The following is a 12613-nucleotide window of genomic DNA, read 5'->3' as shown; positions in this document are numbered from 1 at the left end:
GGTTACTGCCAACCGCAGATGCCTATCCATCCCGCGATTGACCAATGACGTAATCTCATTTTGCAGTCGTTTCATGCTTCTCCTTGGCAAATTGACCCGCCGCTGCCCCCATTGCACGTTTTAGCATTGGTTCCAACATCATCAGCAACAACCAGCGCAAGGGTTTGCGGCTGACATTTCTGACGATAAAACCTGCTGCACCTGCCGGGCCATAGGTCAATGCGACACTAAAAATAATTTTAATTAGTGTTGTTAATACTACACCTGCTCGGGTTCGGGTGGGGTTATTGTTCATCTGTGTGCCCTCCGGCAGGTTTTACTGTTATTTGAATGCGTTATATCACAACTGACGAAAACGGCTCTGCACCCCGAAAGTTTCGGAAGTGACATAGCGCTCAACCTGGCGCAAACGCTGCTCTCCTGACCCCAGCTCATATTCAAGCTGATCGAGAAGCTGGCGTGGCGTCGCCTCCGGACGCTCGCTAAAACTGGACGCGGGCGCAGGTTCCAGTAGGAAAGTCAGCACGATATAAGCGGCAATAGTGAAAACGAACAAACCAAAGAACAGCGACAACACCACCATCACACGGATCAGCCGCACCGGAATATCAAAATAGTGCGCTAACCCGGCGCAAACACCTTTGATCATGCCTTCTTCTGGCACGCGATAGAGTTTTTTCTTACTTAATACATTGTTTTTAAATGAATCGTTTTTAAACATATCGCCCATTATGACTGCCTCCAGTTTGGATGCTCAGCATCAAGAATTTCTTCCAATGCCTGAATACGCTCACGCATCCGGCGCGCATCGTCAGTTAACTGCGATAGACGTTGCATATCCTGATGGCTAAGTTGAGCCCCACTTTGCTGGCGATTGCTGTAATGCAGCCATAACCAAATCGGTGCGACAAACAACACAAAAATGGTCAACGGTATGGCAAGAAATAGAATACTCATTCGTTCCCCTTAATGATACCCGTCCTACTTCAAGCTGCATGTGCATTGGCGGCCTTCGCTACTCGAATTATTTGGGGTATTAATGCTCGCGGATCTCCGCATTTTTATCATCACGGGCCGCCTTTATACCGACGGCCTGATGAGGTATTTTTCTGAAAGTGAGCAATAACTTATGGCACTGAATTCATTTTTGCTTTCAGTGCCGCCAGTTGGTTGCTAATTTCATCATCGGCTTTCAGCTCAGCAAACTGACTTTCCAGCGACTTTTGTTTGCCAATACCCACAGTTTCGGCCTCAGCTTCCATGTGATCAATGCGGCGTTCAAACTGTTCAAAACGGGCCATGGCTTCATCCAGCTTGCCACTGTCTAACTGACGACGAACATCACGAGATGATGCAGCCGCTTGATGACGCAATGTCAGTGCTTGCTGCCGGGCGCGGGTTTCAGTCAGCTTACTTTCAAGTTCGGTGATTTCGTGCTTCATGCGGGTGAGCGTTTCATCAACCGTGGCCACTTCCCGTGTCAAGGTTTCAATCAGGGCCACCACTTTTTGCTTTTCAATCAGTGCAGCACGCGCCAAATCTTCTTTATCTTTGCGCAAAGCCAGTTCGGCTTTATCCTGCCACTCCTGCTGCTGGCTCTCACAATGGTCAATGCGCCGGAGCAGTTGTTTTTTCTCAGCCAGTGCGCGGGCCGATGTTGAGCGGATCTCAACCAGTGTATCTTCCATTTCCTGAATCATTAGCCGCACTAACTTCTGTGGATCTTCCGCTTTATCCAGTAATGTATTGATGTTGGCGTTCACGATATCGGCAAAACGAGAAAAAATACCCATAATTTACATCCTCTTTAACTGATTGGCGTTTGGCTACGCCGATTCACATAATGTCGATAGTGATATATCAAGAGTCGTGCCAACTTTTTATAAAAGTTAATCTACTGAAAAACAACATAAAATATTTTTTGACTGTTTTAAGATAAAAGGTAGAGTGATTACTTTAACCAACTATTGGCGAATTTCATCATGAGTGAGCAATTAGAGAACCTGTTAGGCCAAGCCAACTCTTTTGTTGAGGTGCTAGAGCAAGTTTCAGGACTGGCAAAACTCAACAAGCCGGTGTTGGTGATTGGTGAACGGGGTACCGGCAAGGAGTTGATAGCCCACCGCCTGCATTATCTATCTGACCGCTGGCAAGGCCCGTTCATTTCGCTCAATTGTGCTGCTCTTAATGAAAATTTACTCGATTCGGAGCTGTTCGGCCATGAGGCGGGAGCCTTTACTGGTGCGCAGAAACGTCATCTTGGGCGTTTTGAACGCGCAGATGGCGGCACTCTGTTTTTAGATGAACTCGCCACGGCCCCCATGCTGGTACAAGAAAAGCTATTACGGGTCATTGAGTATGGTCATCTGGAGCGCGTTGGCGGGAGCCAACCCTTGCAAGTGGATGTTCGTTTAGTGTGTGCGACCAATGATAACTTGCCCGCACTGGCCGCCGCCGGGAAATTCCGCGCTGATTTGCTCGATCGCCTGGCATTTGATGTGGTGCAACTGCCGCCGTTACGTGAGCGCCAGCAAGATATCATGCTACTGGCTGAGCATTTTGCGATTCAGATGTGCCGCGAATTAGGTCTGCCACTGTTCCCCGGATTTACACCTCAAGCGGAACAGCAATTACGGGAATATCGTTGGCCGGGCAATGTTCGTGAGCTAAAGAATGTGGTCGAGCGGTCAGTATATCGCCATGGCGACAATAGTGAAGCGCTGGATAATATTATTATTGACCCTTTTGCTCGCCAGCCGAAAATAGAAAATGAGAATAGTGAACGCAACGACGTTGGCAGCCAAACCGATGAGTTGCCCACCTTGCCGCTCAATCTTAAAGATTGGCTACATCACAGTGAATATCAGATGCTAAAACGGGCTTTAGAACAGGCGCGATTTAATCAACGCAAAGCAGCGAGCTTACTGGGGCTGACTTACCATCAGTTACGCGGCATGTTGAAAAAACATGCAATACTGACAAGCGATAGCGAGCTGTAAGTATCGTTTTCACACAAGCGTGTATAAATATATCGGTCTGGCTGGCCGTTAATTAACACTTTCCAGTCCGCGTAGGTAGTTATTTCTTATGCAAGCATTCACTGGCATGCCAATTAAATAAGCTGCTTGTGCAAGGCTAGATAAACCCATAGAGGAATTACCATGTGTTCTATCTTCAGCAAGAGCACCATACCATCTACCGTTTATTTTTACGCTTATCGCATTTAAAGCGACTTCTGTTGATTCTGGACGCCACATGATACTGGCATTATAACCATCAATGAGTTTGTTATATATCATTATTCCACCGTCTTTTTCACACTGATGTTTCATTTCACTGTCTGCGTACCCTAGCCCGTGGAATAAAACAGGGAATAAAGTGATTAATTTAAGACTCAATTTCATTATGTATATTCCTTATTCACAGAAGGATAATCAATTTAAACATCCCTTTTGCTTTTATTTTATTTAAAGTTAGATCCCGTTTAAACTCAGAGCGCTCCATATCTGAACCGAAACAGGCTCTTATCATTGGGCTGATGCCGGTTCTCATCATCCAAATGCGCGCTAATCGCAAGACGGGTATTACCGTGTAAACCGTATCATAAGGCCGACTGCTGGCACTTGAACGTGTTTGTCTAAAACGTGGGTTGTATAAAGGTGCATCTGAGTGGATACTCCCGCCGTGTAAATAGTATTGCGTCACACTGGAAATTTGATTTGGTCCTATTCTAAGGAGAGCCATCCATTCGGATAAATGAGAAGAAAAGCGAATAACTCGTAAAACTTCAGGATGTGTCTGCTGGCCCTGATGTGATAAGAAAAAATCTAACGTCTGATGAGCACTGTACATATTATGAGTTGCTCTTATCTGATAGACATTAATGACTATATTAGGTTCGCCACGCGCTTCTCTATGCCGTAAGATGCGTTCAGCATATTCATGAGCAAATCTCCGATCGGCGGTAGTCGATATAAATGCACTGCCGCCATGTTCATTCCCAGCATTACGGCAACTCCTGCCACTCAGATGTTCAATGATATTATTGTTCGTTCCTGAAGAATAAAAACCGTTATTAAATATTTCCTCGTGACTTCTGGTGTCAACACGCCAGACAATATCAGGCGGTTTAGCCCTCACATTAAAAACCGCCACACTGTAAGTCAATAAAATGATGAGTAAGCTGATGTTAACCATAATAACCTCAATGATATGTGGCGTAATGGATTATTATTTTATTCACATCAGAATATAGCAAAATACATATTAGCATCAAAGACTAAAAAATATGTTTATATACCTATAATTTATAATCTTTGGTTAAAATAAAACATAACCGAATTTGTATAATCAGCAGGTTTGAAAATTATTATCATGAGCAAGGCCGTCAGAAGAGTGCGTATTATGACAGGCAAAAAAAAAGCCAGCACCCGAGCTGGCTTAAAAAACACTGGAAGCAATGTGAGCAATGTCGTGCTTTTCTGTCAAAAGCCTGAAATTTTAGGCTTTATCCTGAAGAGCAAGATAATGATAATGGTTATCAATAGCACTTGCAAGCACATTGTTGAGAATTTTTCTCATTTCCATACTAATTGTGATGAAATTATGCGCAAAACCGAGATGAAATAGTACATCAGCTCGCCATTGTTAGCGGAGGTTTCTGGCTGAATAAACAATAATTTGCTGTTTATTACTCTCAATTGCTGCAACAAACAGCAGACAGCGCAGTTGTTTTGCTCAATGGATTGGGAGGCGTGCCAGATTACGGTACACTAAGTGTATTGCTTACTTGACTGCGAAAGCGTTTATGCGTGCGTTCTTTATTTTGATGCTATCGATTTGGATGCTGCCGCTAGCTAGCCTTGCGACCCCCGCGCTGGCGGAGCCTGCCCCTGCTGCCACCCCGACTCAACCACTGCCGGATATCCGTCAGCGCGGCTTTGTCTATTGTGTCAGTGGGATACTGAACACCTTCAACCCACAGATGGCCAGTAGTGGATTAACCATCGACACCCTTGCGGCACAGCTTTATGACCGCTTATTGGATGTTGACCCCTACACTTACCGGTTAATTCCTGAATTGGCAGAAAGCTGGCAAGTGCTGGATAACGGCGCCACCTACCGTTTTCATTTGCGTAAAGACGTCCCTTTCCAGACGACGGATTGGTTCACTCCCACACGAAAAATGAATGCTGATGACGTGGTATTCAGTTTCCAGCGAGTATTCGATTCGCAGCATCCTTATCATGATGTTAACGGCGGTGAATACCCCTACTTTGATAGCTTACAATTTGCTGATGCAGTGCAAAGCGTCAAAAAACTAGATGACTATACCGTTGAATTTAAGCTGAAAGCCCCCGATGCCTCATTTCTCTGGCATTTAGCGACCCATTATGCGCCGGTCCTTTCAGCGGAATATGCCGATGTATTAACCCAAAAAGGCCGACAAGAACAGATCGACCGCGAACCTGTGGGCACTGGCCCCTTCTTGTTAAACGAATATCGGTCTGGGCAATATATCCGTTTGTTCCGTAACAGTGACTACTGGAAAGGTTTACCACGCATGCCGCAGGTCGTCATCGACCTCGGGGTGGGTGGAACCGGTCGTTTGTCCAAATTATTGACCGGTGAATGTGACGTGCTGGCCTATCCCGCTGCAAGTCAGTTGTCTATTTTACGCGATGACCCGCGCCTGCGATTAACACTGCGCCCGGGGATGAATGTGGCCTATTTGGCCTTTAATACCCGCAAGCCGCCGCTGAATGATCAACGCGTCCGCCAAGCGATCGCCTTATCTATTAATAACCAACGATTGATGCAATCAATCTATTACGGTACGGCGGAAACTGCGGCATCCATTTTGCCACGTGCATCATGGGCTTATGATAATCAGGCCCAGGTGACTGAATATAATCCGGAAAAAGCCAAAGAGATCCTCAAAGAGCTGGGGATCACCAAGCTGCAACTCAATTTATGGGTACCGACGGCGTCGCAGTCCTATAACCCCAGCCCATTAAAAACGGCGGAGTTGATACAAGCAGACTTAGCGCAGGTTGGGATTACAGTGAATATCGTGCCAGTCGAAGGCCGTTTCCAGGAAGCTCGCCTGATGGAGATGAACCACGATCTGACACTCTCTGGCTGGTCAACCGACAGTAATGACCCCGACAGTTTCTTCCGCCCATTATTAAGCTGTGCGGCAATTCGTTCGCAAACAAACTATGCTCACTGGTGTGACCCCGAGTTTGATGAGTTGCTGCAAAAGGCCTTACGTTCCCAGCAACTATCGGCGCGTATTGAATATTATCAGCAAGCTCAACGCATTCTGGAACAGCAGTTGCCGCTGTTGCCCTTGGCTTCATCCTTGCGGTTACAAGCATACCGTTATGATATTAAAGGTTTAGTGTTAAGCCCGTTTGGTAACTCTTCTTTTGCCGGAGTGTTTCGTGAAAACCAGCTTCGTGAAAACCAGGTTCATGAAAGCCAGTCTCACCAAAGCAATCGCGATGAGGGCAAAAAGCCATGATAATCTTCACCTTACGGCGTTTATTACTGCTGGTGATAACCCTGTTTATGTTGTCATTGGTCAGTTTTAGCCTGAGCTATTTTACCCCTCATGGCCCTTTAAGTGGCGCATCGCTACTGGATGCTTACCAATTCTATTTCAGCAGCTTGCTCCAATGGGATTTCGGTGTTTCCAGCATTAATGGTCAGCCCATCAGCGAGCAATTACGCGAAGCTTTCCCCGCCACTATGGAGCTGTGTGTTCTGGCTTTTACCTTGGCGCTGTTTGTCGGTATTCCGCTGGGGATTATTGCCGGAGTGATGCGCGGTAAATTGGCTGATATCGCCATCAGTTCCATTGCCCTCATCGGTTTCTCAATCCCGGTATTTTGGCTGGCTCTGCTATTGATGTTGTTCTTTTCGCTGCATTTGGGTTGGCTGCCGGTTTCTGGGCGTTTTGATCTGTTGTATCAAGTCAAACCCGTCACCGGGCTGGCGTTAGTCGATGCGTGGCTGTCGCCCTCGCCCTATCGTAAAGAGATGATGCTCAGCGCGTTGCAACATATGATTTTACCCATCACGGCCTTAGCGGTAGCCCCCACCACTGAAGTCATTCGCCTGATGCGCACCAGTACCGATGATGTTATCGGACAAAACTATATTAAAGCGGCGGCAACCCGTGGCTTGTCCCGGTTTACCATTATTCGCCGCCATGTGTTGCACAATGCTTTGCCGCCGATCATTCCCAAATTGGGGTTACAGTTCTCAACCATGCTGACATTGGCGATGATAACCGAAGTGGTGTTTAACTGGCCGGGATTAGGTCGTTGGCTAATCAATGCGATTCGACAACAAGATTACGCCGCCATTTCAGCCGGTGTGATGGTAGTAGGTTCGTTGGTTATCGTCATTAACGTCCTGTCGGATATTCTGGGCGCGATGATGACGCCGTTAAAGCATAAGGAATGGTATGCCCTTCGATAATGTCTATCGCGAGAAAAAAATGCCCAGCCCGCTGCTGTATACCTGGCGGCTTTTCTATGCCGATGGCTTGGCAATGGTGGGGTTTTACGGCGTTCTGGGGTTGTTAGTGTTATGTGTACTGGGCAGCACGCTAGCCCCTTACGCTCTCGACCAACAGTTTTTGGGCTACCAATTACTGCCGCCCTCATGGTCACGTTACGGCAATGTCTCTTTCTTCCTGGGCACTGATGACTTAGGGCGCGACATTTTAAGCCGCTTATTGGCGGGCACCGCATCCACTTATGGGTCGGCGCTATTGGTGACAGTGGCGGCGGCACTGTGTGGCGTGATCCTCGGGGTGTTTGCAGGTATCACCCACGGTTTTCGTTCAGCCATTCTTAATCATGTGCTGGATACACTGCTCTCGATCCCCTCCTTACTGCTGGCCATTATTGTGGTGGCTTTTGTCGGCCCGAGTTTAGAACACGCCATGTTCGCCGTCTGGCTGGCATTGCTGCCCCGCATGGTGCGTACTATTTACAGCGCCGTGCATGATGAACTCGATAAAGAATATGTGATTGCCGCCCGTCTGGATGGTGCGTCGACCCCTCATATTTTGGCCTATGCCATTTTGCCTAATATTGCATCTGTATTAGTCACTGAATTTACTCGCGCGCTCTCGATGGCGATTTTGGATATTGCGGCCCTGGGTTTTCTCGATTTGGGCGCACAATTACCCTCACCAGAATGGGGCGCAATGCTCGGAGATTCACTGGATTTAGTCTATGTTGCGCCGTGGACCGTGATGCTGCCTGGTGGGGCAATTTTGGTCAGTGTGTTGCTGGTTAATCTGTTAGGTGATGGTATGCGCCGTGCTATTAATGCGGGGGTGGAATAATGCCGTTACTGGATATTCGCAACCTCACTATTGAGTTTATGACGGCCGAAGGGATGGTGAAGGCGGTTGACCGCATCAGTATCACCCTGACGGAGGGCGAAGTTCGTGGATTAGTCGGCGAGTCAGGTTCGGGCAAGAGTCTGATTGCCAAGGCTATTTGCGGCGTGAGTAAAGATAACTGGCGTATTACCGCCGACCGTTTTCGCTTTAATGATATTGACCTGTTGCAACTGACACCCCGTGAACGGCGTAAGGTGATCGGCCATAATATTTCGATGATTTTTCAGGAGCCGCAATCCTGTTTAGACCCCTCAGAGAGTATTGGTCAGCAATTGGTACAAGCTATCCCCGGTTGGACTTACAAAGGCCGCTGGTGGCAGCGGTTTCATTGGCGCAAACGTCGGGCAATCGAGCTGCTGCATCGTGTGGGGATCAAAGACCACAAAGACATTATGCGCAGCTACCCTTACGAGCTGACCGAAGGCGAATGCCAAAAAGTGATGATTGCTATCGCGCTGGCCAATCAGCCGCGCTTGCTGATTGCCGATGAACCCACCAACGCCATGGAACCCACCACTCAGGCCCAGATTTTCCGCTTGCTGGCGCGATTGAATCAAAACAACAACACCACGATTTTGCTCATCAGCCATGATTTACAAATGATGAGTAAATGGGCCACGCGAATTAATGTGTTGTATTGCGGCCAGACAGTGGAAAGTGCTGTTTGTGAAGACCTGCTGTCTTCCCCGCACCACCCTTATACTCAGGCCCTTATCCGGGCCATGCCCGACTTTGGCCGCTCTCTGCCACACAAAAGCCGGCTGAATACCTTGCCGGGGGCGATTCCGTCATTAGAGCACTTGCCGATTGGCTGTCGTTTGGGGCCACGTTGCCCTTATGCCCAGAAAACCTGTATCGAAACACCACGCTTGCGATTGGTGAAAAACCACGCCTTTGCCTGCCACTTCCCCTTAAATCTGGAGGAGCAATAATGGCCGAGACGCTGCTCGAAGTCCGTAATCTCAGCAAAACCTTCCGCTATCGCACGGGCTTATTTCGCCGCCAGCATGTGGAGGCGGTTAAATCGGTCAGTTTCACCTTACGCGAGGGGCAAACGCTGGCGGTTATAGGTGAAAATGGCTCGGGTAAATCTACTTTAGCGAAAATGCTGTCGGGTATGATTGAACCGACCGACGGTGAATTGCTCATTGACGACCACCGTCTGGTGTATGGTGATTATGCTTATCGCAGCCAGCGTATTCGGATGATTTTCCAAGACCCGAGTACCTCGCTTAACCCGCGCCAACGCATCGGCCAACTGCTGGATGCGCCACTAAAACTGAACACCGATTTAGATGCCGCCGCACGCGAACAGCGCATCTACCAGACTTTACGCCAGGTGGGGTTGTTACCGGATCACGCTAATTACTATCCTCATATGTTGGCCTCCGGTCAGAAGCAGCGTATCGCACTGGCGCGAGCATTGATCCTTCAGCCCAAAGTGATTGTTGCCGATGAAGCATTGGCATCACTGGATATGTCGATGCGTTCACAGATTATTAATCTGATGCTGGAGTTACAGGAAAAACACGGCATATCCTATATTTATGTGACCCAACACTTAGGCATGATGAAGCATATCAGTGACCAGGTGATTGTGATGCATGAAGGGGAAGTGGTGGAGCGCGGCAGTACCGCAGAAGTGCTCGCAGCCCCGTTGCATGACCTAACTAAACGATTGATTTCCAGTCATTTTGGTGAAGCATTAACCGCAGATGCCTGGCGTCGGGATAACGCAAACTTCTAACCACTTCAGAATTAATGTGACATTGTCACGTTATCCGCAAACAAACCTGTCTCCGCGATCATCTGATCGCGGAAATTTTATGATCATATATGAGGTTAATAGCAAAGCTACTAATGACGGCTAACAGAGTCAAATGAAGGGGAATAGTGCCGTTGGGGTCGTAGTCGCGTAAGCGACCGGAGCGCCCCTAGGTGCGGTAAACTCCTTCACTCACTGAATCCGATACCCTCGTTAGCCAGTTATTAACTAACGTAACAACATTATTGTTATATATAATAATATGTTATTACTTTTAGTTATGGATTATGGCTTAACATTATTTTATCTCGCCAACTCAATCAGCAATGATATCCACTGTGTTCATTCCCTAAAACAACAGGATATCTCGCCGATGTTGAACCCTCTCACTTTGCATAACACCCAGCCAGATACCGCACTACCCACCTTGTCCCGCATTTATCTGTATTCGTCGCCTGGTGATGTGCTTGGGCCACATTCACCTGAAACTTTGGCGTGTTGCTGCCCCTAACGGAGGTCATAATGGTGCAATTTAGACGGCAAGATAATGCTCATTGGTATCATGAAACCCAGCGCAGTGGCGGAGTCCTTACCGCGCAAGTTGCCGACGAAAGTGACACGGCCAATAATGGCAACATCGGCAATCCCTATCAGAGAGAAAATCCCCTTGAGTCAGGCATGTTCCTGCTTGGGTTAGCCACTGATATTCCGCAGGAACTCACTCATCCCTTGCAGCACTACTCTGCTATTTTATCTGCCTCAGATGCTCTGTACCTGGCGCTTTTCCCCCAGTTTGTCGAGGTCGATCGCGAGAATACATTTTCATTATATGACCGATTAAGTAGCGCCTTGACGGTCGCGCAAGTGACCGGCATTCAGCGTTTATGCAGTCATTATGCGGCCCTCCTCACGCCACTTTCCAGCCCAGATGCCTCGCGGGAAAGTAATATGCGACTGACACAGATAACCCAATATGCGCGGCAACTCGCCAGCCAGCCGACACTGATTGACCGGCATGCACTGCAACAGTTGGCTGAGGTGGGGCTAACAGACGCAGATATTATTGTTTTATCACAGATAATTGGTTTTGTTGGATTCCAGGCCAGAGTGGTCGCCGGTTTATCGGCCCAAGCCGGTTATCCGACCGTCATGCTACCCGGCTTCCCACGCATGGAAGATGCCCCGTCAGCCCTGTTATTAGAAAGTGAGCCACAATGGCGAGGTTGGCTGCCCTCGCGGGCGCAAAACGACGCGGTTACCACCGAGGACACCCCTGTGGCTAGCGAGGCGACACTCAACGCGTTGCTCTCACTCCATCAAGAGAGTTTGCTCGCCTATAGCGCGATTACCGCGCAGTTTGATAACCCTGAACGAATGCAATCTGACTGGCAGGAATGGGTGTCACTGGTGAGTGCCCGAATCAACGGCAGCCTCTACTGCCAGGCTCATCATCAGCATAACTTGCAACAATTGACTGAAGATAGCGCATTATTAGCCGCACTAAGGACGGGCGTCGATCAGGCTTTGGCCGCACAATCTACGGAACAAATCCCCCATCTGCTTATCTCGGTTACGGCCGAACTGACCCGTGCACCAGAGCGCTTTAGCCACCAGCATCTTAGCCCGTTGCGGGCTTTAGGCTTCAGTGATAAACAGTTGCTGGGTATTATCTTGAGCGCCGCGTCTGCTGGATGGACTAACCGGTTACGCCACACACTGGGGCAAACGGTTTAAATCCGGCGATCAAGTAAGCCATTACGCCTCGTGGGAAATCAGCCACTCTTGGGCGACGTCGAAGAAGTGCTGGGCCAGCGGTGTCACCCGCCCTGGTTCAGCCACCACCACCGCAGCATGTCGGCTCATTTTAGGAATATCCACCGGCCTTCGCAGTAATGCCGGAGACATCTCTGCCAGTAAACTGCCTTGAGGGAATAAACCACAGCCCAACCCAACAAAGATCCCTTGTAGCAACTGAAATATCGATATGCTTTCCAGCCGAGCATGCAGTGATAACCCTGCATCGCGGAAACTATTATCCAGATAACGCCGGAAGTAACGGCTAGGCTCCGCCAGACACAGTGGCAATGCGGCTACCTGAGAAAGTGTCAGTGGCTCGGTGCCTATCAACTCAGGAAAATGCTCGGGATGAAACACCACATCAACCCCGCTATCGACTAGCGGTTGAGCTTGAAAATGCAGTTCATTCAATATGGTCAGTTCAAAAAAACCTATGCCTACATCAACCGAATGGCCGGTTAACGCTTCCAACAATTGATCTGCGCTTAACACCGAGACGCGATAGTCCAGATGAGGATAGCGTTCACCGGCGCTTTTCAGTAATCGTGCCAAAGAGATACTGCATTGTGGCACCACGCCAATACGTAATGTGCCATTCAACCCATTTTTAAGTGACTCGACTTCCA

15 protein-coding genes are annotated in these 12613 nt (G+C 48.4%); 8 read left to right on the top strand and 7 right to left on the bottom strand.

What is annotated here, in order from left to right; all coding sequences use genetic code 11:
* Nucleotides 1-55: 55 nt before the first annotated feature.
* The 4 genes from pspD to pspA form a co-directional block, all read right to left on the bottom strand.
* Nucleotides 56-295, bottom strand: a complete 240-nt coding sequence (gene pspD, locus ACNSO8_RS07675) for a phage shock protein PspD (protein ID WP_418394303.1) — start codon at nt 293-295, stop codon at nt 56-58.
* A 45-nt stretch (nt 296-340) separates the two neighbouring features.
* A complete protein-coding gene (gene pspC, locus ACNSO8_RS07670; protein WP_418394302.1) occupies nt 341-730 on the bottom strand; it encodes an envelope stress response membrane protein PspC in 390 nt (129 codons plus the stop codon).
* Complete coding sequence (pspB, locus tag ACNSO8_RS07665; protein ID WP_005161022.1) at nt 730-957, bottom strand: envelope stress response membrane protein PspB; 228 nt, start codon at nt 955-957, stop codon at nt 730-732. Before pspB ends, pspC begins: the two co-directional genes overlap by 1 nt.
* Nucleotides 958-1127: 170 nt before the next feature.
* Nucleotides 1128-1793: a phage shock protein PspA gene (gene pspA, locus ACNSO8_RS07660; RefSeq protein ID WP_418394301.1), complete on the bottom strand. Its 666-nt coding sequence runs from the start codon at nt 1791-1793 to the stop codon at nt 1128-1130.
* A gap of 189 nt (nt 1794-1982) precedes the next feature.
* Here pspA and pspF point away from each other — a divergent pair, with 189 nt between their 5' ends.
* Entirely contained in the window at nt 1983-2999 is a 1017-nt protein-coding gene (gene pspF, locus ACNSO8_RS07655) for a phage shock protein operon transcriptional activator (RefSeq protein WP_418394300.1), read from the top strand.
* A 48-nt stretch (nt 3000-3047) separates the two neighbouring features.
* On the opposite strand, the gene ytxB is transcribed toward pspF, so the two are convergent.
* Both ytxB and ytxA read right to left on the bottom strand, forming a co-directional pair.
* A complete protein-coding gene (gene ytxB / locus ACNSO8_RS07650; protein WP_418394299.1) occupies nt 3048-3404 on the bottom strand; it encodes a putative AB5 enterotoxin binding subunit YtxB in 357 nt (118 codons plus the stop codon).
* A gap of 16 nt (nt 3405-3420) precedes the next feature.
* Nucleotides 3421-4197 carry a putative AB5 enterotoxin ADP-ribosylating subunit YtxA gene (ytxA, locus tag ACNSO8_RS07645; RefSeq protein WP_418394298.1) on the bottom strand — a complete coding sequence of 259 codons (777 nt, stop codon included), beginning with the start codon at nt 4195-4197 and terminating at the stop codon, nt 3421-3423.
* A gap of 207 nt (nt 4198-4404) precedes the next feature.
* On the opposite strand from ytxA, the gene ACNSO8_RS07640 reads away from it, so the two are divergent.
* The 7 genes from ACNSO8_RS07640 to ACNSO8_RS07610 all read left to right on the top strand — a co-directional run bounded on the left by ACNSO8_RS07640 (nt 4405) and on the right by ACNSO8_RS07610 (nt 11924).
* On the top strand, nt 4405-4629 hold the full coding sequence (locus ACNSO8_RS07640; RefSeq protein WP_418394297.1) for a hypothetical protein: 225 nt from the start codon (nt 4405-4407) through the stop codon (nt 4627-4629).
* 178 nt (nt 4630-4807) lie between these two features.
* Nucleotides 4808-6526 (top strand): ABC transporter substrate-binding protein SapA, encoded by a 1719-nt coding sequence (sapA, locus tag ACNSO8_RS07635; RefSeq protein ID WP_418394296.1) that lies wholly within the window; start codon nt 4808-4810, stop codon nt 6524-6526.
* Nucleotides 6523-7488 carry a putrescine export ABC transporter permease SapB gene (gene sapB, locus ACNSO8_RS07630; RefSeq protein ID WP_418394295.1) on the top strand — a complete coding sequence of 322 codons (966 nt, stop codon included), beginning with the start codon at nt 6523-6525 and terminating at the stop codon, nt 7486-7488. Before sapA ends, sapB begins: the two co-directional genes overlap by 4 nt.
* Nucleotides 7475-8365 (top strand): putrescine export ABC transporter permease SapC, encoded by an 891-nt coding sequence (sapC, locus tag ACNSO8_RS07625; RefSeq protein ID WP_418394294.1) that lies wholly within the window; start codon nt 7475-7477, stop codon nt 8363-8365. The genes sapB and sapC overlap by 14 nt, the downstream gene beginning before the upstream one ends.
* Entirely contained in the window at nt 8365-9357 is a 993-nt protein-coding gene (sapD, locus tag ACNSO8_RS07620; protein WP_418394293.1) for a putrescine export ABC transporter ATP-binding protein SapD, read from the top strand. The genes sapC and sapD overlap by 1 nt, the downstream gene beginning before the upstream one ends.
* Nucleotides 9357-10172, top strand: a complete 816-nt coding sequence (gene sapF / locus ACNSO8_RS07615; RefSeq protein ID WP_418394292.1) for a putrescine export ABC transporter ATP-binding protein SapF — start codon at nt 9357-9359, stop codon at nt 10170-10172. The genes sapD and sapF overlap by 1 nt, the downstream gene beginning before the upstream one ends.
* A gap of 540 nt (nt 10173-10712) precedes the next feature.
* The gene (locus ACNSO8_RS07610) at nt 10713-11924 is read left to right on the top strand and encodes a CMD domain-containing protein (protein WP_418394291.1); all 1212 of its coding nucleotides are present in this window, start codon (nt 10713-10715) and stop codon (nt 11922-11924) included.
* 21 nt (nt 11925-11945) lie between these two features.
* On the opposite strand, the gene ACNSO8_RS07605 is transcribed toward ACNSO8_RS07610, so the two are convergent.
* The coding region (locus ACNSO8_RS07605; protein WP_418394290.1) for a substrate-binding domain-containing protein at nt 11946-12613 on the bottom strand (668 nt) is incomplete at its 5' end.

Source organism: Yersinia sp. LJYL362, assembly GCF_048323875.1.
Note: the sequence above shows the minus strand (reverse complement) of the source record. Positions and strands in the feature narration are given on the sequence as shown.